Below are 20,320 nucleotides of genomic sequence, written 5' to 3' on the forward strand. Positions count from 1 at the left end.
AAAATTTGCGCCTATCGTAGTGTTTTCAGCGCCTGGGAGACCGGGCGCCGCCCGCGCGGCGCGCAACAACGCCAGCGCTAAGCGCTTCGGAACGCTTGGCAACCTTGGCAGGTCCCAACCTGTGTACCCCTTTTCGTCCACAGCAGGAGCCCATAGCCATGAGCATCGCCTACGACTGGGACCTGATCGAACGCTTGCTGCACGAAGTGCAGAACGGCGCCGGTCACAGCTTCACGCCCCGCCCCTATGCCGAGCAGCATGCTGCTGCACTGGCCGCCAAGGGTGAGCCGGTGGGTGACCTGGATCACCTGAAAACCCGTGCATGCGAGTATGAAAAGCTGCTATTCGAGCGCGGATTCATTGAATGCCGGCCTGAAGAGGACGGCGGCAATGGCGAAAACTTCGTCCTGACCGAACGCGGCTCGCGCTTGATGAGCCTGATCGACAGCAGCATCCCCGGCTTCGAGCACCCGCGCCAGGTGCTGGATGAGCAGGAGGATGCGCTGGACGAAACGACGTTCGAACAGGTATCTGCGAAGGCACAGATTGCTTGAGGTCGTTTTAAGGCTGGCAAGTGCAGCGTTCAAAACCCGATAATCGGTAGCTTCTGAACGCTGCCGAGCCTTGCCCATGCCTACGATCACCCCAGAGGCCCGCTTATGAGCGCGGTCCGCAAGAACCCTGATGCCTTTGCCTTCCAGGTAATGCTGGGGCTTTGCCTGATCTGGGGCTGCCAGCAGGTACTGATCAAGACCGCCGCCGTCGACATCGCGCCCGTGATGCAGGCAGCACTGCGCAATGGCATTGCCGCTGTGCTGGTAGGCCTGATGCTGTGCTGGCGGGGAGGCTGGGAGCAGGTCGGCAGCACCTGGCGCGCTGGGTTGCTGGCGGGCGGGCTGTTCGGGGTGGAGTTTCTGTTCATTGCCGAAGGGCTGAAACTGACCTCGGCGGCGCATATGTCGGTGTTCCTCTACACCGCGCCGGTATTTACCGCCTTGGGCCTGCATTTTCGGCTATCCAGTGAACGCTTGCGGCTGTTGCAATGGCTGGGCATTCTGCTGGCCTTCGGCGGCATAGCCATGGCCTTTGCCGGTGGCACTTCGTTCGAGCACATGGACGGCCGCACCTTGCTGGGTGATGCCTTTGGCGTGATCGCCGGGCTGGCTTGGGGTGCGACTACGGTGGTGGTGCGTTGCTCACGGCTATCGGAGGCGCCGGCAACCTTGACCCTGTTCTATCAGCTGGCGGTCGGGTTTGCCGGGCTGCTGCTGATTGCCCTGGTCAGCGGGCAGATCGGCGCGGTGTCGCTGACGCCGCTGGCTATGGGCAGCGTGTTGTTCCAGGGGATTGTGGTGTCGTTCGTCAGCTACCTGACCTGGTTCTGGTTGCTACGCAAATACCTGGCGTCGAACCTCGCGGTGTTTTCCTTCATTACCCCGTTGTTTGGGGTGACCTTTGGCGTTTTGCTGTTGGACGAGCCGCTCAGTGCGAATTTCGTGGTGGGGGCGTTGATGGTGTTGCTGGGTGTGATCCTGGTAAGTGCCGAGCCTTGGGTGAAACAGCAATTGCGGCGGTTGGTAGGGTGATGCGTTGCCTATACCGGCCTTTTCACGGGCAAGCCCGCGCCTACACAGCCGTTGTAGGCGCGGGCTTGCCCGCGAAGAGGCCGGTACAGACTGCATCGATTCAGGATGCAACCTTGGCCTGACAGGCGCTTCCCTGTTGTGCATTACCCGGCAACTGGACCAACCCGCCAGCCACCGCCAACCCGCCCGCCGCCAGCATCAATGCGGGTTGCAGCCCGCCGCTGTAATGGCTGCTGAGCGCGGCCAGCAGCGGACCACTCAACTGCCCCAAGGCAAAGCACGCGGTCAGCAGCCCGGCATTGCGCTGTGTGGCATGTGGCGCCAACTCGCGCGAGCGTTGCATGACCAGTTGCATGCAGGCCAGGAATGGCCCGCCACACAGCGCAACACCCAGCGCCAGGCCGGTCCCTCCACCCATCAGGCAGGCCAGCACACCCAGCCCTTGCAACCACAGGGTGACGGTCAACCAGGTTGAAGTGCGACCGCCACGGCGCACGCTCACCAGCAGGACGCCCAGCGCCGCCGCCAGGCCAAACGCCGGCCAGAACAGGTCGGCCAGCCACTGCCCGCGAAACTGCTGATTGGCCATCTGTGACAGAAAGGTAGCTGGCAGGATGTAGCCCATGCCATACAGGCCATACACCAACCCCAGGCGGCCAGTGCCGACACTGCGCGTCGGGCCTTGTCGTACTGGCAACTGAGTCGGCGCGGTTTGCAATGCCCGTGGCAACCATGGCCGCACGGCCAACAGCATCACCAGGGCAGCCACGGCATAGATCAGCCACAGCGCTGCCGAGCCCAGTCCCTGCACATGTGCGGCCATTGCCAGTAGCCCGGTCACGGCAATACCCAGGCCGGGCCCGGCGAATACCAGCGCTCCCAGGCGTTGGCGGTTGTGCACATTGGCTACCTGCTGGCTGAGGCTGGTGATCATCACCAGCACCCAGGCGCTGGCTACGCCTGTGCCAAAGCGCAGCAGCAGGTGGCCCCAGAAGCCGTCGGCAGCCCACGAGGCCAAGGTCAGCAGCACACACAGCCACAGCCCCGCATGCAGGCGCAGGCGTACCTGGCCTGGCGAGCGGGCGAACATGGCGTCCACCGCGCCCACGAAATAGCCCAGGTAATTGGCCGCCGCGACCAGCCCGGCGACTGTCAGGTCGAACTGGCCTTCGGCAATCAGTTGTGGCAGTTGCGGGGTGAGGGCGAAACGACCGATGCCCATGGCCATCATCAGCGCCACGGCGCTGGCGAGCAGTTGAATGAGTGGCGACATGACAGGTCTCCTGCGCAGATAAAGTGATGGCTGGCAGGTTAGGGCGCTTTTATTTTCAATAAAATTGAATAATGATGATCAAGTTGTTCTGTTTTGGAGAATGCTGTGGAATTCAGCCAACTGCGTATCTTTCAGGCCGTGGCCGAGGAAGGCTCGGTTACCCGTGCCGCAGAGCGTCTGCACCGGGTGCCATCAAACCTCTCCACGCGCCTGCGCCAGCTCGAGGAGCAGTTGGGCGTCGAACTGTTCCTGCGCGAACGCCAGCGCCTTCAGTTGTCGCCAGCAGGCAAGGTGCTGCTGGACTATGCCAACCGCATGTCAGCCTTGCGCGACGAAGCGCTGGGCGCCGTGCGTGGCGGTCAGCCGGCTGGGGACTTCGTGCTGGGGACCATGTACAGCACGGCGGCGACCCACCTGCCGGGGTTGCTGGCGCGCTATCACCAGGCTTACCCGCAGGTGAACCTGCAAGTGCGTGCTGCACCCAGCGGCGAGTTGCTTGAAGGGCTGCTGAACCACACCCTGGATGCTGCTCTTGTGGACGGGCCACCGAGCCTTGCCGGGCTGGATGGCGTGCCGCTGTGCGATGAGCAACTGGTACTGATCACCAGTCCCGAGCACATGGCGGTACGCACCGCCAAGGACGTGGCGGGCAAGGCGGTGTTCACCTTCCGCCAAGGCTGCTCGTACCGCATGCGTCTGGAGGCCTGGTATGCCCATGCCCATACGCCGATGGGGCGGGTGATGGAGATCGAGTCGTACCAGAGCATGCTGGCCTGTGTGATCGCGGGTGCGGGTGTGGCGATGATGGCCCAGTCGATGCTCGACAGCCTGCCTGGACGTGATCGGGTGAGGGTGCACCCGCTGCAGGCGCCTTTCGATCAGGCGGTCACCTGGCTGATGTGGCGCCAGGGTATGCGCGGGGCTAATCTGCAGGCATGGATCGACCTGCAACAAAGCGAAACGATTAACCAGTCGTCGGAATGCGCCGCCACGGCTTGATCCGCGTCAAAATGGCCCTTATCTGTAGGAACAGAGGCATGCGTAATACAGGACATCGGGCTATGATCTGTATGAAACATCGCAGGATTGATTCGCCGTGAGGCTGACCCGTCAAGGGGGCATTATGAATAAACCACTGTCAAACTGGCTCCACGACCTGGCCGTCGCCTTGGGGCTGATTCCACCACCCCTGCAGCCGGTACCGATCCCGACTGATGAAGAGCAGCGCAAACGTCAATCACGTCGTCGCTGATTAACGACAGAGGCCGCTGCACCCGAGTGTGTGCAGCGGCCTTTTTGTGTCTGTTGATTGTCTATTGCCTGTACTGGCCCTTTCGCGGGCAAGCCCGCTCCTACAAGTGAAAGGGCCGGTACAACGGTCAGGCCAGCTTCACCGCCGCTACTGACTTGCGCGACACCAGGCTCACCACTACAAAGCTCACCAGCCCTACTGCCAAGCTGTAGTAGATCGGCGTATTGGCTTCCATCCCGTCCATGAACATGAACAGCAGAGCGGTGGCAAAGCCCAGCGACATGCTGGCAATCGCGCCTGCGGTGGTCGCACGCTTCCAGAAGATCGCCCCGATCAGCGGGATCAACATGCCGCCGACCAGCAGGTTGTAAGCCAGGGTCAGGGCGTTGATCACATCATTTACCACCAGCGCGATGCCCAGCACCACCAGGCCAGTGAGCAGGGTGAACAGGCGGCTGGTACCCAGGCTCGACTGCTTGCCGCCACGCAGCTTGGGCAGCAGGTCTTCGGTCACGGTGGTCGAGGCAGCCAGCAGGCCGGCACTGGCGGTGGACATCATCGCCGCCAGGGCCGCGGCCATCAGCAGGCCACGGATGCCATCGGGCAAGGTGGTCTTGATCATCTCGGCAAAGGCGTTGTTCGGGTTGGCCAGGTCGGGCATCAGCACGTGTGCAGCCATGCCAATCGCCGCACAGGCCAGGCCATACAGCACGCAGTACACACCAGCGGTGGTACCGGCACGCTGACAGACCTTTTCGTCACGGGCGGTGAACACCCGCTGCCAGATGTCCTGGCCGATGAGGATGCCGAAGAAGTAGATCAGGAAGTAGGTGATGATGGTGTCCCAGCCAATGGTAGTCAGCTGGAAGCTGGCCGCTGGCAATTTGGCCACCAGGGTGTCCCAGCCACCGGCCTTGTACAGGCACACTGGCAGCAGGATGAACATCAGGCCGACGGTCTTGATCACGAACTGGACGATATCGGTCAGGGTCAGCGACCACATGCCGCCGATGGTCGAGTACAGCACTACCACGCCACCGCCGAGCATCAGAGAAGCCCAGAACGGCAGGTCCAGCAGCACCTGCAGGACCGTGGCCATGGCCAGGGTCGAGGTGACCCCGATCATCAGTGCATAAGCCAGCATGATGACGGCGCTGGCCTGGCGTGCGGTGGGGTTGTAGCGCTGTTCCAGTACCTGGGTCACGGTGAAGATGCGCAGGCGCAGCAGCGGTTTGGCGAGGAACAGGTTGATGGCGATGATGCCCATGCCCAAGGCTGCGCACAGCCAGAAGCCGGAGATGCCGTGGACGTAGCCCAGGCGCACGGTGCCGACGGTGGAGGCGCCACCGAGTACGGTGGTGGCCATGGTGCCCATGTACAGCACCGGGCCGAGATTGCGCCCGGCTACCAGGTAGTCTTCATGGGTTTTCGCGCGGCGCATGCCATACCAGCCAAGCCCGAGCATGCCGGCGGTATAGATCATTACAACAATGATGTCCAAGGCCATTGGGGTCTCCCGATTATCTTTATTATGGCGAGATCGACCACGCGGGCGGGGTTCATGGCGCCCGGCGGTCCTGTCGTGTGTTGGCGGGCCTCAGTGGCCCTCCCTCATGGCTCCTGCCGGGGTGTAACGGTTTTAGGCTCTGTATGAAAAGCCTAGCGACGCACCACGCCCGGTAGCACGCAGAGCATCTCGAACAGCAGGTTGGCACCGAGCAGCGAGGTGTTGCCGGTGGTGTCGTAAGGCGGGGAGACTTCGACAAGGTCACAGCCGATCAGGTCCAGGCCGTGGCAGCCGCGAATGATCTCCATCGCCTGGATGGTGGTCAAGCCGCCGATTTCCGGGGTTCCGGTACCGGGCGCCCAGGCCGGGTCGATGCCATCGATGTCGAAAGACAGGTAAACCGGGCCACCGCCGACTTTTTCCCGCACTTCGGCCATCAGTGGCTCCAGTGACTTGTGCCAGCACTCTTCGGCCTGGACCACGCGGAAGCCCTGGCGACGGCTCCAGTTGAAGTCATCGGCGGTGTAGCCCTGTGCGCGCAGGCCGATCTGCACCACGCGCTCACAGTCGAGCAGGCCTTCTTCCACGGCGCGGCGGAAGGTGGTGCCGTGGGCGATCTTCTCACCGAACATGTGGTCGTTGACGTCGGCGTGGGCATCGATGTGCACCAGGCCGATCTTGCCGTGTTTCTTGTGCAGTGCGCGCAGGATCGGCAGGGTGATGGTGTGATCGCCCCCCAGGGTCATGGGAATGACGTTGTGCTCGACGATCTCGTCATACGCTTCTTCGATGATGCGCACGGCGTCCAGCAGATTGAAGGTGTTGATTGCCACATCGCCGATATCGGCGACCGACAGCGAGTCGAACGGGGCGGCACCGGTAGCCATGTTGTACGGGCGGATCATCACCGATTCGGCGCGGATCTGCCGTGGGCCGAAGCGAGTGCCGGAGCGTAGCGAGGTACCGATATCCAGTGGTACGCCGATGAAGGCAGCATCCAGGCCTGCGGCGCTTTGCAGGTGGGGGAGGCGGAGCATGGTGGCGATGCCGCCGAATCGCGGCATTTCATTGCCGCCCAGTGGTTGGTGGAGAGTCTTGTCCACGGTGGGCCTCATCAGTCGGTCGATTGTTGTGTTTGTTCGAACCTGTGCCGCCGCGCGCCATTCACGTGTGGTTTGCCGGCGGGCAGGGACATTTCGGCCAAGTCTGCTCAAGGTAGTGCCCGGGAAGAATCGCTACCGACAAATACTTAGTTCAGGATTTTCTGAACTAAAGGCGGGTGGAGCGGTTAGACTGCGCGCACATACCCTTGTGGAACCGTTGCACCATGGCCTCGACCTTGCCCGACCTGAAACTGCTGCGCATCTTCATCAGCGTGGTGCGCCACCAGGGCTTTGCCAACGCCCAGCGCGAGCTGAACCTGTCGACCTCGGCCATCAGTACCTACATGAGCCAGCTGGAGGGCGCCTTGGGTATCGTGCTGTGCCACCGTGGTCGGGGTGGCTTCAGCCTGACCAGCAAGGGCGAGCTGTTTCATCAGGAGACCCTGCGCCTGCTGGCCGAGCTGGACGGTTTCGAGCAGTATGCCGCCGCCCTCAAGGGTGAATTGCGTGGCACCCTCAACCTTGGGGTGATCGACTCCACAGTCGGTGACCGCGCCTTGCCGCTGGCCGAAGCCATCGGTGCCTACAGCCAGGAACACCCAGCAGTGCACCTGCATCTGTCGGTGTCCAGCCCCTACGAGCTGCAACTGGGGGTGCAGGACAACCGTCTGGACCTGGCCATCGGCGCGTTTTCTTCGCGGATGAGTGGCCTGCTCTACCAGCCGTTGTACCGCGAACAGCACTGGCTGTATTGCAGCAGCCGCCACCCGTTGTATGCCGAGCGGCGCATTCCCGAGCAGGTGGTGACCCAGCAGCGCATGGTCGGGCGTGGCTACTGGAGCCAGGCCGAACTGGCCCGGCATGGCTTCAAGCACAGTGCGGCGACAGTTGAAAGTATGGAGGCGCAGCTGATCCTGATCCTTTCCGGGGCCTATATTGGCTACTTGCCTGAGCACTACGCCCAGGCCTGGGTCGACAAAGGTGACTTGCGCGTGCTGTCGCCGTCGACCTTTGGTTACCAGGCCCCGTTCTCGCTGATCATTCGCCGCGGACGTAGCCGTGAACCGTTGATCCAGACCTTCCGTGACCTGCTGAAAAGCCAGCTCAACGTGGGCTGAGATGCGACGCATTCATGCATTCCGTCGGGAGGGGGTTAAATTCCGGTAAACGTTGGCCGCTAACCTGATAGCGCTCTGCTACATATCAACTTGCGCTGATGATTTTCCCTCATTTCATCCTGCAAGGATCGCCCAAGATGCGCATGAATTTGCCCGTCACTGAGCACGAAAGAACCTTCCCCGGCGATCAACGCCTTATTTCCACGACTGACCTCGACAGCCGCATCACCTACTGCAACGACGCCTTTGTGGCGATCAGCGGCTTTACCTACGACGAGCTGGTCGGTCAACCGCACAACCTGGTGCGCCACCCGGACATGCCGCCGGCAGTGTTTGGCCACATGTGGGAAACCATCAAGCAGGGCAAACCCTGGATGGGCATAGTCAAGAACCGGGCGAAGAACGGCGATTACTACTGGGTAAGCGCTTACGTCACGGCGATCTACGAACAGGGCCGGATCAGTGGCTACGAGTCGGTGCGCTCGGTGCCCACGCGCGAGCAGATCCGCCGCGCCGAGGCACTGTATGCGCGCTTGCGCGATGGCCGCGGTCCGGTGCCTTGGGCTGCCCGCCTGGGGCACGGCCTGGGCCATGGCTGGCCGCTGATCGGCGCCGGCCTGCTGTCGGCGGCGGGTTACCTTTGGCTGCCACCCTATGCCGCACTCGCGGTGCTGATGGCAAGTCTGCTCCTGGCTTGGTACGTGGTCGAGCGCCGGCAGAACCAGGCCATTCGCCGCACGCTGGCCGAGCATCCCAAGGCCTTTACCAGTCCGTTGGTGGCACTGACCTACAGCGACAACCCAGGCCTGCAGGGCCAGCTCGACCTGGCTATCATCAGCGAAGAAGCCCGCCTGCAAACGGCCCTGACCCGGCTGGTGGATGCCGGGGTCGGGGTAAAGTCGCGGGCGGCGCAATCTTCCGACCTGTCCGATGCCCAGGCGCAGATGCTCGACCGGCAGCGCAGCGAGACCGACCAATCCGCCACGGCTATCGCACAGATGGCGGCAACCATCCAGCAGGTTACCCACAACGTGCAAAGCACGGCACACGCGGCAGGTGATGCCGACCAGCTGGCGCAGCAGGGCAGCGAGCTGGCCCTGAAGAGCCTGCAGGCCATGGGCAGCATGAGCGATGCAGTCAATGACATTGGTCAGGCGGTCAACGCCTTGGCCGAGCAGACCCAGTCGATTGGTAGTGTGGTCGACGTGATCACTTCGATTGCCGAGCAGACCAACCTGCTGGCGCTTAACGCCGCCATTGAAGCGGCGCGCGCCGGTGAGCAAGGGCGCGGGTTCGCCGTGGTGGCTGATGAAGTGCGGTCGTTGGCGCAGCGCACCCGTGCGTCGACCGAAGAGATCCACCATATCATCGCTTCATTGAGGGCCGGGGCGGAGCGAGCGGTGAGCACTGCCAGCCGGGGCGAGCAGATTTCCCGGGACAGTGTGCACAGTGTCGAGGCGGTGCAGGCGGCGCTGAGCGGGATTGCCCAGGCGGTCAGCCGCATCACCGGCATGAGCCAGCAGATGGCCACGGCATCGGAGCAGCAAACCCATGTGGCAGAAGACATCAACCAGCAGATCGTGAGGATTGCCCAACTGTGCGACCAGAGCGCCGGGCAAGCCAGGCAAGGCGCAGAAATCAGCCAGGACCTCGAGCGCATGGCGGAGTACCTGCATAGCCTGGCGGAAAGGTTCAACCGTTGAAATCGCGGGGCCCGCTAAGCGGGCCCCGGTTATGTGGCAAACTGTCCCCGCCAAGGAGACCGCCATGCCCAGACCCCGCTGCGAGCGCTGCCAGCGCCCGCTCGACCATTGCCTATGCCCACTGATCCCCGCGCTCGACAGCCGCACCCGTGTGATTCTGCTGCAGCACCCCAGTGAAACTGCCCACGCCCTGAACACGGCGCGCCTGGCTGCCCTTGGCCTGAACAATGCCGAACTGCGTATTGGAGAGGTGTTCGATGACCTGCATGACCTGCTCGCCACCCCCGGATACCACCCGGTGCTGTTGTTCCCTGGTGATGATGCTCAGGTGCTGACAGCGTATGGCGAGGCGGGCGACAAACCTTTGCTGCTGATCGTACCCGACGGCACCTGGCGCAAGGCGCGCAAGCTGCTGTACCTGAACCCGTTGCTGGGGGGGCTGCCACGGGTGACGCTGGGGCAGGTGGCCGCTTCACGCTATCGGTTGCGCAAAGCGCCGGAGGCGGGTGCAGTGTCGACGATCGAGGCGGTGGTCGGGGCATTGAACACGCTGGAGCAACCGGCCTGCTTCGATGCACTGTTAGCGCCGTTCGAGGCGTTGATCGAGGGGCAGATCAGGGCCATGGGTGTAGAGACGTTTCAGCGTAATCATGGCCGTGGGTGAGGGTTGGGGGCTGCTTTGCAGCCCATTCGCAGCACAAAGCGGCCCCGCTACCTCAAATCCGCTCAACGCATCTCAGGCAGACGTGCCTCGGTGCGTACTTCGGTAGTCGCCAGCGCCTCTGGCGGCAGCGAAATATGCTGTTTGCTCAGCAATTCACCCATGGTCGCCAGTACGCGGTAGCGCGAGAACTCTTCGGTATAACGCACCTCGGTGTAGCGGCGGTCGGCGTTGTACAGCTCGTTCTCACTGTCGAGTACGTCCAGCAGGGTGCGCTGACCCAGGCCGAACTGGTCCTGGTAGGCCGCACGCACACGTTTGGTGGTCTCGGCGTATTCGCGCGCGGTCGGCAGCTGCTTGCTGGCGTTGTTCATGGCATTCCACGCCAGGCTCAGGTTCTCGGTCAACTCACGCAGGGCGTTGTTGCGAATGTCCAGTGCCTGGTTGATCTTGTGCGCGTCCGACTGCAGACGAGCCTTGTCGCTGCCGCCGCGGAACAGGTTGTAGTTCATCTCCACGCCAGCTTGCCAGTCGTTGTTGTTGTGGCCTTTTTCGCCGCCGGTGTTGTTGTTGGCACCGGTTGCCAGAATGGCGTCGAAGCGTGGGTAGAAAGTCGACTTGCCCACTTCGTACTGCTTCTCGGCGGCGTTGACGTCAGCCTGGGCAGACTTGATGTACGGGTTGTTCTGACGCATGCCATCGCGGGCTTCTTCGAGGGTGCCTGGCACCTCGCTCTTGATGGTCTGCGGGCTTTCCAGCTCGTCCGGGGCACGGCCGATCACACTGAAGAAGTTGGCCTCGGCATCGGCCAGGTCGACTTCGGCGGTGTCCAGGTTGTTTTCTGCCAGGGCGCGACGGGCGCGGGACTGGTCGAGGTCGGCGGTGCTGCCGACGCCGCGCTCGTTGCGCAGGCCAATCTGGTCGTTGACGCGCAGGTGAGCTTGCAGGTTGTTCTTGGCCAAGGTCACCAGTTCACGGCGTTTGAGCACCTCCAGGTAGACCTCGACTGCACGCAGTGCGACATCCTGGGCAACGGCCTGGGTGTAATAGGCGCGGGAGGTAGAGACCGCCTCGGTGCGGCCCACTTCATTCGCGGTGTTGAAGCCGTCGAAGATCATCTGCCGCAGACGCAGCTCGGACTGGGTGTAGTTGAGGGTTTCCTTGTTGTGATTACCCGCAGCGCGGGTAGTGGCGTTGTCCGAGCGCTGGCGGCCGTAGCCGGCAACCAGGTCCACGGAAGGGTAGTAGCCACCACGCGCGAACTTCACGTCTTCATCGGCCGACAGCTTGCTGTTACGGTTGGAGCTGACTTGTGGGTGGTAGTCCACGGCGCTTTGGACAGCCTCGGTAATCGACATCGCCTGTACGTTGGCACTCGCCAGGGCCAACAATAAAGCACTGGTGATGGGGTTCAAAACGCGCATGGTACATCTCCCTGATCCTGGAATTGATCCTGCTGCTCGCCAAAAAAATGACGATAAACTTATCGCGTATAGTGTTGCAGGTTTTTAACAACACAGCTAAGTACATTCAACGCGATAGGTAAGAAGATTTATTCATATCAAATTGCCATAAAAGATCTTTATTGTCTAATAAGTGTGCATTCAAGCGCACGGAATGAACACGAAGAATGCCTTGAAAACCAATGGATACAAGGGCTATGCGCAGTTCCAGAACTAATTCGGATAAAGAGGGTGTTGATTAGGCGAAAGCGATATTTGGCGACAAAATATTGTCACTTTGGCTTGTGCAGGGTTTTCAGGCTGAGAATGTACAGGGTGACCAATGTGGCACTGGTCAGCATGAAGGTGCGCGCCCAGAACAGCGGCACCAGATAGCACGACAGGCCAATGCTGGCCCACATCAGGCCGATGGCGTAGACCTTGCCCTTGAGGGGGATGCCTTCACCACTGAGGTAGTCACGGATCCATGGCCCCAGCTTGGGATGATGGACCAGCCAGTGATGGAAGCGCGGCGAGCTGCGGGCAAAGCAGGCCGCCGCCAAAAGCAGGAATGGGGTGGTGGGCAATACCGGCAGGAATATCCCCAGCACCCCCAGCGCAACGCTGAGCCAGCCCGTGGCCAGCAGCAGGTAGCGCACAGCTTGCTCAGTGGTGGCGTGGCTTGAGCAGCGCCGGTTTTTCGTCAGGGGCGTGCAGCAGCAGGAACAGTGCACTCAGCGCCTCGGGGATCTGCACGATCATGTCATCCTGCAGGTTGGCGTTGCTGGCGATGTCGGCGAACTCTGGTTGCTCGTCAAACAACCCCGAACCCACCATGATCGGCAGCAGCATCTCGCTGACCTCTTCTTCGGCGTTCTCGAACCACGCCTCTTCCCGCAGGAACACGCCTTCCATGAAGCCGATGCACCAGCCGCGCAGGTCGGAATCGTCCGGCTCATCGGTCAGGTCGAGGTCGCATGGCAGGTCGAATTCTTCGTCGCTGGCCAACTGGCGGGCAATGTGCGCCTTGAGCGCCACCAGGGTGGCCTCGATTTCGGTGCGCTGGGCTTCGCTGGCGTAGTGCGGCTCTTCGGCGAACAGGGCGTCGATCCACTCGCGCTCGGGCACGTCCTCGGCGTTGATCGAAAGAGCAGTGAGGTAGCCATGTGCGGCGACGTAGTCCAGCGCTTCTTCGTGCAGCTCGTCGGCGTCGAGGAAGGCTTGCAGGCGGGTCAGTTGCTCGGCGAAGGACATTACAGGGCTACCTTGGGGAATAAACGATAACGAATTCTAGCACCTTGCAGCGGCAGCGGGGCAAAGGGAACGTCTATCGCCGTGGTGCCTGTGCAGGGCGGTGCTGCGGTATACTCCGCGATTTTTCATCCAGGGGCAGGTTTTGCCGGCTGCCTGGCAAAAACCGCTTACGCATTTGGCGTGTGCGGGGCGGGTTTTTCGTCCAGCCTTTATCCAGGATGGTACGGCGATTTGGAGTTGCACATGCTCGAACAGGCTCAGCGCGTTCTCAAGGACATCTTCGGCTACGACAGTTTCCGTGGGCGCCAGGCAGCGATCATCGAATGCGTGGCCAATGGCGGCGATGCCTTGGTGCTGATGCCCACCGGTGGTGGCAAGTCGCTGTGCTTCCAGGTGCCGGGGCTGCTGCGCCCGGGCCTGACGGTGGTGGTATCGCCACTGATCGCGCTGATGGACGACCAGGTCGCCACCCTTGACGAGCTGGGTGTGTCTGCGGCCGCCCTGAACTCTACCCTGACGGCAGAGCAGCAGCGTGAGCTGGCCGGGCGCCTGCGCCGTGGTGAAGTCAAGATGCTGTACCTGGCGCCGGAACGTCTGGTGCAGCCGCGCATGCTCGACTTCCTGCGCGATCTGGACATCTCGCTGTTCGCCATTGACGAGGCCCACTGCGTATCGCAATGGGGTCACGATTTCCGCCCCGAGTACCTGCAACTGGGCCAGCTGGCCGAACTGTTCCCGCATGTTCCGCGCATTGCGCTTACCGCTACGGCCGACATGCGGACCCGCGAGGAGATTGTCCAGCGCCTGCACCTGCAAGGCGCCGAGCGCTTCCTGTCGAGTTTCGACCGGCCCAACATCTTCTACCGCATCGTGCCCAAGGAGGCACCGCGCAAGCAGTTGATGGCCTTTCTCGGCGAGCGCCGTGGCAACGCTGGCATCGTCTACTGCCTGTCGCGCAAGAAGGTCGACGAAACCGCCGCCTTCCTCTGTAGTCAGGGTTTCCCCGCGCTGCCGTATCACGCCGGCCTGGCCGCCGAGACGCGGGCGGCCAACCAGCATCGCTTCCTGAACGAGGAAGGGCTGATCATGGTCGCTACCATTGCTTTCGGCATGGGTATCGACAAACCCAACGTGCGCTTCGTTGCCCACCTCGACCTGCCCAAATCGCTTGAGGCCTACTACCAGGAAACCGGCCGTGCCGGCCGTGACGGCCTGCCCTCCGATGCCTGGATGGCCTACGGGCTGCAGGACATGGTGATGCTCAAGCAGATGCTGCAGAACTCCGAAGGCGACGAGCGCCACAAGCGCATCGAGCAGCACAAGCTGGATGCCATGCTGGCGCTGTGCGAAGAAACCCGCTGCCGCCGCCAGTCGCTGCTGGCCTACTTCGACGAGACCCTCGAACAACCGTGCGGGCATTGCGACAACTGTGTCGACAACATCCAGACCTGGGACGCCACCGAGCCGGCCCGCCAGGCGCTGTCGGCGGTGTTCCGCACCGGCCAGCGCTATGGTGTTGGCCACCTGGTCGATGTGCTGTTGGGCAAGGACACCGAGAAGGTGCGCAATTTCGGCCACGAGAAGCTGTCGGTATTTGGCGTTGGCAAAGGTCTGGCCGAGGTCGAGTGGCGCTCGCTGTTCCGTCAGTTGGTGGCGCGCGGGCTGGTCGATATCGACCTGGAAGGCTACGGCGGCCTGCGCCTGTCCGACAGCTGCCGGCCGCTGCTGCGCGGCGAGGTGACCTTGCAACTGCGCCGTGACCTCAAACCGCAGACCACGGCCAAAACCTCGTCGTCCGGTGGCGGCAGCCCTGCCAGCCAGCTGGTGCGTGCCGAAGAGCGCGATCTGTGGGAAGCACTGCGCACCCTGCGCCGCAAGCTGGCCGAAGAACACAGTGTGCCACCCTACGTCATCTTCCCTGACTCGACACTGCTGGAGATGTTGCGTAGCCAGCCGGTCAGCCTCAGCGACATGGCCCAGGTCAGCGGTGTGGGGGCGCGCAAGCTGGAGCGCTACGGCCAGGCGTTCCTCGAAGTGCTGAACAACAGCGGAGGCACCGACGAGGCACCGAAAGTGGTGCTCGACCTGCGCCACGAACTGGTCAGCCTGGCCCGTGCCGGCATGACCCCGGCGCAGATCGCCGGGCAGCTCAATTGCAGCGAGAAGAACGTGTATAGCCTGTTGGCCGAGGCGTTGGGCCGCCAGGAGCTGAGTCTTGACCAGGCCATCGACCTGCCGGAAGACCTGATGATGGAGGTACAGGACGCCTTTCTTGATGGCGAAGGTGAACTGCCACCGGTGTCGGCCATTGCCCCCCAGTTCGGGGCGCGGGTACCGGAGGGCGTACTTTATTGCGTGCGGGCAGCACTGGCGGCGGAATTCGAATTGTGAGCACAGGCAGGATCGAAGGCAGAAGCGCCATCTGCTGACCTTTGTCATGCTTTTTGACGATTTTCGACCGAGCAGGCGTGGCCGAGCCTTGCCTCGTGGGGCAGGGCATGGTTAGCTGCCTAATAATTAGATCTACTCAATGAGCTCCTTATGCCCCTGAACGACAACCAACACCGCTTTGGCATGCAACTGGCCCAGATGTCCCGAGGTTGGCGTGCCGAGCTGGACCGCCGCCTGGCCGGGCTCAACCTGTCCCAGGCGCGCTGGCTGGTGTTGCTGCACCTGGCTCGCTTCGAGGAAGCCCCGACCCAGCGTGAGCTGGCCCAGAGCGTAGGCGTTGAAGGCCCGACCCTGGCGCGTCTGCTTGACAGCCTGGAAGCGCAAGGGCTGGTGCGTCGTCAGGCGGTGCTGGAGGATCGGCGGGCGAAGAAGATTGTGCTGTGCCCGCCGGCCAAGCCGTTGATCGATCAGATCGAGACCATCGCCAACCAGCTGCGGGTCGAGCTGTTTACCGGCGTGGACGAGGCTGACTTGCAGGTCTGTATGCGCGTGCATGCCAAGATCCTGGCCAACCTCGAAAAGTCCTGAGCCCGCCCATCGATTCAGGTGCAGTGCAAGCCTCAGAAGGTGTGCCCAAGGTTCAGGTACACCGCTTGTTCATGTGCACTGTTGGCGCCATAGCTGAAGTTCAGCGGCCCTAGAGGCGTCTCCAACCCCAGGAAGATGCTCGCCGCATTGATGTACCCACTGTCGAACTCGTTGTCGTTGTTCCATGCCCGCCCACGCTCCAGCGAGCCGCCTATGTATAACGGGAAGTCCAGCGGCACATAGGCCCGCGGCGTCAGCCGACGGTAATAGACCATGCGCAGCAGGCTCGCGTTCTGCCCCGATACCGAGTCCTGGCGGAAGCCTGACAGCTGTCGCGCCCCGCCCAGCACAAAGCTCGACGTCACCACTTCGGTATCGTCCAGCGTGCGCCCGTAGCTCCCACCCAGCACGAACGTGTTCGGCCCGCTGCTGAGGGCCTTGTCCAGGGTAAACAGCCACTGCCGGTAATTCTGGTCGGAGTCCAGCGACTTGTCGTATTTGCGCAAGGTCAGGCCGATGTCCTCGCCATGGTGCGGGAAGTACACGTTATCGAGGGTGTCGAACGAGTACTTCAGTTCGTAGAAGCCTTCGTTGAAACTGACTTTGGGCAAGTCCTGGTCGCCGATGCGCACTTCGGCTTCGCCCCAGGCCTTGCCCGCGCCCAGGCGCACTTCACCGCTGTTGCCGATCTGCCGGCCTACATTCAGGCCAAAGCCGTAGCGCTCCAGGCGATACTCGGCGACGGGGTCGTTGTCCAGGGTCGCTTCGATGTTCTGCGAGCCCAGGTCCAGGTACGGCGCGATGAAGTAGCGTGAGCCCACATCCAGGGGTTGGTAGAATTCACTGTACAGCTCTTGCTGGTCGCCGATCTGGCCGCGGGTCAGCCATTCGGCGCCAAGGCTGTTGATGCCGTTGACCCGGTAGCTGGCGCCCAGGTTGAAAGCGCTGTCGCCACGCAGGTCATCGGACAGGTTCAGGCCCAGGCGCAGGTAGTCGGTGCCGCCGCGTCTGCCACGGGCGTTGATTACCAGGGTGTGGTCGTTGCCCTTGTGCACCACGCGGTACTGCACCCTGTCGAAGTAGTCCAGGCCATACAGCGTACCCATGTCGGTCTGCAGGCGGTCCAGTTCCAGCGGTGCGTCGATCGGCTGGCGGATGTACGAGCGGATCACATCATCGCTGACCTTGGAGTCGTTTTCGATCCGGATTGCGGTGATTACCGGCGTGCGCTGGTGCGGCGAGCGGGCCACGGCCAGGCTGGCGTCGCCCTCGAGCTGGCGCAGGGCGGCCAGGCGCGGGTCAAGCAGGCGGGTGGCGCGGTAACCGGCGTCGATCATGTCGCGGGCACGGCCGAAATCTGTCACGCCGAAGGCGGTGAGCGATGGCTGGATGAGGATGTCGTCGCGGTGCAGGCTGGCCAGCTGTTCTTCGGAGTTGCGCCGGGTCATCAAGGTGATCGACTGATTCAGCACGTCGACCACCGTCAGCAATTGCTTGCGATCGCGCAGCGGGGTGCCGATGTCGACCACGATCGCCAGGTCCACGCCCATGTCGCGGGCCACATCCACCGGAATGTTGTCGACCATGCCGCCGTCCACCAGCAGGCGACCGTCCAGTTCGACCGGGGCGAACACGGCGGGGATCGACATGCTGGCGCGGATTACCTGGGGCAGGTGGCCGCGGCGGAAAACGACTTTTTCGCCACTGGCGATGTCAGTGGCCACGGCACGGAAGGGGATGGGCAGCTTGTCGAAGTCGCGGGTGTCGGCGGTATGCGCCAGTTTGCTTTCCAGCAGCAGTGACAAGTTCTGGCCCTGAATCACACCCAGCGGCAGGCCCAGGCTGCCATCGTCGCGAAAACTGAGCTTTTGCTTGACCAGGAAGTCGCGGTCATCCTGCTTGCGTCGGAAGGGCACATCCTCGCGCGGCGGGGCATCGGAGAGCGCCTGTTGCCAGTCAAGGGTGGTAGCGAGTTTTTCCAGCTCTTCGACACTGTAGCCCGAGGCGTACAGGCCGCCGACCACCGCGCCCATGCTGGTGCCGGCGATGGCGTCAATGCGCACACCCTGTTCTTCCAGCGCCTTGAGTACGCCAATGTGGGCCAGGCCACGGGCTGCACCGCCAGACAATACCAGGCCGACCTTGGGCCTGGCGGGTTCCGCAGCGATTGCCGTAAGGGAGGTAATGAGGAGCAGAAAACAGAGCAGCAAACGGCGCATCGTGAGTCTCAAACCGTGGGCTAAAGACCGCTAGTATAAGCGGCCCTTTACCTGGAGATGTTTCACCATGGCTGACAACAAGCCGGAAATCGTCATCACCTATTGCACCCAGTGCCAGTGGCTTTTGCGTGCTGCCTGGCTGGCTCAGGAACTGCTCAGCACCTTTGCCGACGACCTTGGCCGGGTAGCGCTGGAGCCGGGTACCGGGGGTATCTTCCGCATCACCTGCAATGGCGTGCAGATCTGGGAGCGCAAGGCCGACGGTGGTTTCCCCGAAGCGAAGGTACTGAAGCAGCGGGTGCGCGACCAGATCGACCCGCAGCGTGATCTTGGTCACAACGACCGCTGATCAGGCGCCCTCGGTCAGTGGTCGCTGCCTGGGCGGTTGCTCGGCAGCCAAACGGCTGGACAGCACGATGGCGAAGATGATCAGCGCGCCGCCCAGCAGCATGCGCACGGTCGGGGTCTCGGCGAATACTGCCCAGGCCACGGCAATGCCGTAGACCGGCTCCATGCCGAACACGACGGCGGCGGTGCGCGCCTTGATCACCGCCAGGCTGGCAACGAACAGGCTGTGCGCCACTCCCGTGCAGAAGATGCCGAGCAGGGCGATCCACAGCCAGTCCAGGGGCGCAACGTCGGCCAGGCCGGGCGCCGCGAACGGCAGCAGGCACAGGCCCACCACCAGGTTCTGCCACAGGGCTGCCTGTACCGCAGGCAAACGGCCAGAGCCGGCCCGGTTGGTCAGTGACAGTAGCGAGAACAGCAGGCCCGAGAGCAGTGCCCAGAGTAGGCCGCCGGTGGCTTCGCTGGCCAGATCGAATGCCGGCGTGACCAGTATCAGGCCGATGCTGACCAGCACGACCAATACCGCTTCGTTACGGCGGATTCGCTCGCGGAACAGCAGGCTTTCGAGGATCACCGTAAAGGCCGGGAAGCTGGCGAAGCCGAGGGTGGCGATGGCCACGCCGCCCACTTTGACGGCGATGAAGAAGCTGACCCAGTGGCCGGCCAGCAGCACGCCGCCGAGCAACAGGCGGCGCGCGTCCTGGCTGTTCAGGCGTTGCCAGCCCGGGCCGGCCAGGCTGACGAACAGGGCCAGGGCGAGTACGGCGAAGGCAGCGCGACCGAAGACGATGATCGCCGGGTTGGCGCTGGCAGCCAGTTTGCCGAAGACGCCGGTAAGGCCGAAGAACAGCGCGCCAATGTGCAGTGCGCCGAGGGCGGTGCGGTGGTTCATGGTAGTCCTTGATGAAGATCTCTACAGGCAGTACCGGCCCTTTCGCGGGTAAACCCGTTCAGGTTGTGCACAACCTTCAGGGCTGCGGAAATCCTGTAGGAGCGGGTTTACCCGCGAAAGGGCCGGTAAAGGCAAAGTGTAAAGCCTCAGGCAAACACATTCTGTCGCAAGACTGCTGTCAGTTATCGCCAGGCTCTCGTCGCAAAGCCAACGGTGTACACCCGAACGCCCGCAGCATCGCCGCTGAAAAGGCACTTTGCGAGCTATACCCCACCTGCGCCGCAATTTCGCCCATCGGCAGCACGGTCTGCACGATTAGCCGCCGCGCCTTGAGCAAACGCCGCTGGCGAATGTAGTCCATCGGAGTCATCCCGCACTCTGCGGTAAAGCGCGCATGCAGTCGGGCAATGGACAGCCCGGCGATGCGCGCCAGGTCGGCAACCTGCAGCGGGTAGGCAGCATGCTGTTCGATATGCGCATCGAAGGCTGCGTAGGGCAGGCGCTGGCTGGTGTGCACGCTGGCTGCCGCCGTGGCGTTGAGGCTGGCCAGCAGCAGTGCCGCGCCTTGCCTGGCGATCAACGGGTCGTGCATGGGGCTGCTCGCCAGCCAGTCCACCAGTTGCTGCTGGCGTTCATCCAGGCCCAGGGTGACGGGGCGGTCGAGCAGGCGGCGGCTGGCATCGGCATGCTCGCCCAGGTGCTCGCGCAACCAAGGCTCCCCAGGCACATCAAGCACCAGACAATCACTGCCGGCATCGCTGGCGCACGTGTGATGAGCACCCGCCGGGACCACTACCAGCCCCTGCCGATCGATCCCGGCGCCATGCCCCTGGACCTCGAAATCCAGGCGGCCGCGCAGGCCGAACACCAGTTGCGGGTGTTCGTGGCTGTGGGCGATCAGGCTGTCACGGTAATGGCGCAGCGAGAGGATCGGGGCGGCGGTCATGGGGGCTCCTCGCAGGGCAGGCGCCCATTGTGCCTCA

Annotated in this window: 19 protein-coding genes; 10 read left to right on the plus strand and 9 right to left on the minus strand. The window is 62.8% G+C overall.

The window, feature by feature from the left end:
- The first annotated feature begins 158 nt into the window (after positions 1-158).
- Together ACF8GF_RS00005 and ACF8GF_RS00010 are read left to right on the plus strand one after the other, a co-directional pair.
- Positions 159-554: a transcriptional regulator gene (locus tag ACF8GF_RS00005; protein ID WP_176685197.1), complete on the plus strand. Its 396-nt coding sequence runs from the start codon at positions 159-161 to the stop codon at positions 552-554.
- Positions 555-659: 105 nt separating this feature from the next.
- Positions 660-1,586 (plus strand): DMT family transporter, encoded by a 927-nt coding sequence (locus tag ACF8GF_RS00010; RefSeq protein ID WP_176685198.1) that lies wholly within the window; start codon positions 660-662, stop codon positions 1,584-1,586.
- A 100-nt stretch (positions 1,587-1,686) separates the two neighbouring features.
- On the opposite strand, the gene ACF8GF_RS00015 is transcribed toward ACF8GF_RS00010, so the two are convergent.
- Positions 1,687-2,859 (minus strand): MFS transporter, encoded by a 1,173-nt coding sequence (locus tag ACF8GF_RS00015; RefSeq protein WP_176685199.1) that lies wholly within the window; start codon positions 2,857-2,859, stop codon positions 1,687-1,689.
- A gap of 105 nt (positions 2,860-2,964) precedes the next feature.
- Here ACF8GF_RS00015 and ACF8GF_RS00020 point away from each other — a divergent pair, with 105 nt between their 5' ends.
- Positions 2,965-3,858, plus strand: a complete 894-nt coding sequence (locus ACF8GF_RS00020) for a LysR family transcriptional regulator (RefSeq protein WP_176685200.1) — start codon at positions 2,965-2,967, stop codon at positions 3,856-3,858.
- 124 nt (positions 3,859-3,982) lie between these two features.
- On the plus strand, positions 3,983-4,111 hold the full coding sequence (locus tag ACF8GF_RS00025; protein ID WP_256122388.1) for a PA1414 family protein: 129 nt from the start codon (positions 3,983-3,985) through the stop codon (positions 4,109-4,111).
- A gap of 127 nt (positions 4,112-4,238) precedes the next feature.
- Here ACF8GF_RS00025 and ACF8GF_RS00030 read toward each other — a convergent pair whose 3' ends face one another.
- Together ACF8GF_RS00030 and speB are read right to left on the minus strand one after the other, a co-directional pair.
- On the minus strand, positions 4,239-5,618 hold the full coding sequence (locus ACF8GF_RS00030; protein ID WP_176685201.1) for a sodium:solute symporter: 1,380 nt from the start codon (positions 5,616-5,618) through the stop codon (positions 4,239-4,241).
- Between the two features lie 152 nt (positions 5,619-5,770).
- Positions 5,771-6,721: an agmatinase gene (gene speB / locus ACF8GF_RS00035; protein ID WP_028697758.1), complete on the minus strand. Its 951-nt coding sequence runs from the start codon at positions 6,719-6,721 to the stop codon at positions 5,771-5,773.
- A 224-nt stretch (positions 6,722-6,945) separates the two neighbouring features.
- Here speB and ACF8GF_RS00040 point away from each other — a divergent pair, with 224 nt between their 5' ends.
- The 3 genes from ACF8GF_RS00040 to ACF8GF_RS00050 all read left to right on the plus strand — a co-directional run bounded on the left by ACF8GF_RS00040 (position 6,946) and on the right by ACF8GF_RS00050 (position 10,206).
- A complete protein-coding gene (locus ACF8GF_RS00040; protein WP_003254585.1) occupies positions 6,946-7,839 on the plus strand; it encodes a LysR family transcriptional regulator in 894 nt (297 codons plus the stop codon).
- Between the two features lie 137 nt (positions 7,840-7,976).
- A complete protein-coding gene (locus ACF8GF_RS00045) occupies positions 7,977-9,542 on the plus strand; it encodes a PAS domain-containing methyl-accepting chemotaxis protein (protein WP_176685202.1) in 1,566 nt (521 codons plus the stop codon).
- A gap of 64 nt (positions 9,543-9,606) precedes the next feature.
- Positions 9,607-10,206, plus strand: coding sequence for a tRNA-uridine aminocarboxypropyltransferase (locus ACF8GF_RS00050; RefSeq protein ID WP_176685203.1), 600 nt, complete (start codon positions 9,607-9,609; stop codon positions 10,204-10,206).
- 62 nt (positions 10,207-10,268) lie between these two features.
- On the opposite strand, the gene ACF8GF_RS00055 is transcribed toward ACF8GF_RS00050, so the two are convergent.
- From ACF8GF_RS00055 to ACF8GF_RS00065, 3 genes are all read right to left on the minus strand, one after another.
- Positions 10,269-11,627: a TolC family outer membrane protein gene (locus tag ACF8GF_RS00055; RefSeq protein WP_176685204.1), complete on the minus strand. Its 1,359-nt coding sequence runs from the start codon at positions 11,625-11,627 to the stop codon at positions 10,269-10,271.
- A 311-nt stretch (positions 11,628-11,938) separates the two neighbouring features.
- Positions 11,939-12,304 (minus strand): YbaN family protein, encoded by a 366-nt coding sequence (locus ACF8GF_RS00060; protein ID WP_176685205.1) that lies wholly within the window; start codon positions 12,302-12,304, stop codon positions 11,939-11,941.
- Between the two features lie 7 nt (positions 12,305-12,311).
- Positions 12,312-12,899, minus strand: a complete 588-nt coding sequence (locus tag ACF8GF_RS00065; protein ID WP_010955200.1) for a YecA family protein — start codon at positions 12,897-12,899, stop codon at positions 12,312-12,314.
- Between the two features lie 243 nt (positions 12,900-13,142).
- Here ACF8GF_RS00065 and recQ point away from each other — a divergent pair, with 243 nt between their 5' ends.
- Positions 13,143-15,290: a DNA helicase RecQ gene (recQ, locus tag ACF8GF_RS00070; protein WP_176685206.1), complete on the plus strand. Its 2,148-nt coding sequence runs from the start codon at positions 13,143-13,145 to the stop codon at positions 15,288-15,290.
- Between the two features lie 150 nt (positions 15,291-15,440).
- A complete protein-coding gene (locus ACF8GF_RS00075) occupies positions 15,441-15,878 on the plus strand; it encodes a MarR family transcriptional regulator (RefSeq protein WP_010955198.1) in 438 nt (145 codons plus the stop codon).
- Positions 15,879-15,910: 32 nt separating this feature from the next.
- On the opposite strand, the gene ACF8GF_RS00080 is transcribed toward ACF8GF_RS00075, so the two are convergent.
- A complete protein-coding gene (locus tag ACF8GF_RS00080; protein WP_176685207.1) occupies positions 15,911-18,097 on the minus strand; it encodes a patatin-like phospholipase family protein in 2,187 nt (728 codons plus the stop codon).
- Between the two features lie 67 nt (positions 18,098-18,164).
- Between ACF8GF_RS00080 and ACF8GF_RS00085 the strand changes: the two genes are divergently transcribed.
- Positions 18,165-18,446 carry a SelT/SelW/SelH family protein gene (locus ACF8GF_RS00085; protein WP_043201632.1) on the plus strand — a complete coding sequence of 94 codons (282 nt, stop codon included), beginning with the start codon at positions 18,165-18,167 and terminating at the stop codon, positions 18,444-18,446.
- Here the strand turns inward: ACF8GF_RS00085 and ACF8GF_RS00090 are convergent, their stop codons facing one another.
- Together ACF8GF_RS00090 and ACF8GF_RS00095 are read right to left on the minus strand one after the other, a co-directional pair.
- Positions 18,447-19,337, minus strand: coding sequence for a DMT family transporter (locus ACF8GF_RS00090; RefSeq protein ID WP_176685208.1), 891 nt, complete (start codon positions 19,335-19,337; stop codon positions 18,447-18,449).
- A 178-nt stretch (positions 19,338-19,515) separates the two neighbouring features.
- Positions 19,516-20,283: an AraC family transcriptional regulator gene (locus tag ACF8GF_RS00095; protein ID WP_392487633.1), complete on the minus strand. Its 768-nt coding sequence runs from the start codon at positions 20,281-20,283 to the stop codon at positions 19,516-19,518.
- Positions 20,284-20,320: the final 37 nt, after the last annotated feature.

Source organism: Pseudomonas sp. yb_5 (assembly GCF_043103865.1).
Lineage (GTDB): Bacteria > Pseudomonadota > Gammaproteobacteria > Pseudomonadales > Pseudomonadaceae > Aquipseudomonas > Aquipseudomonas putida_Y.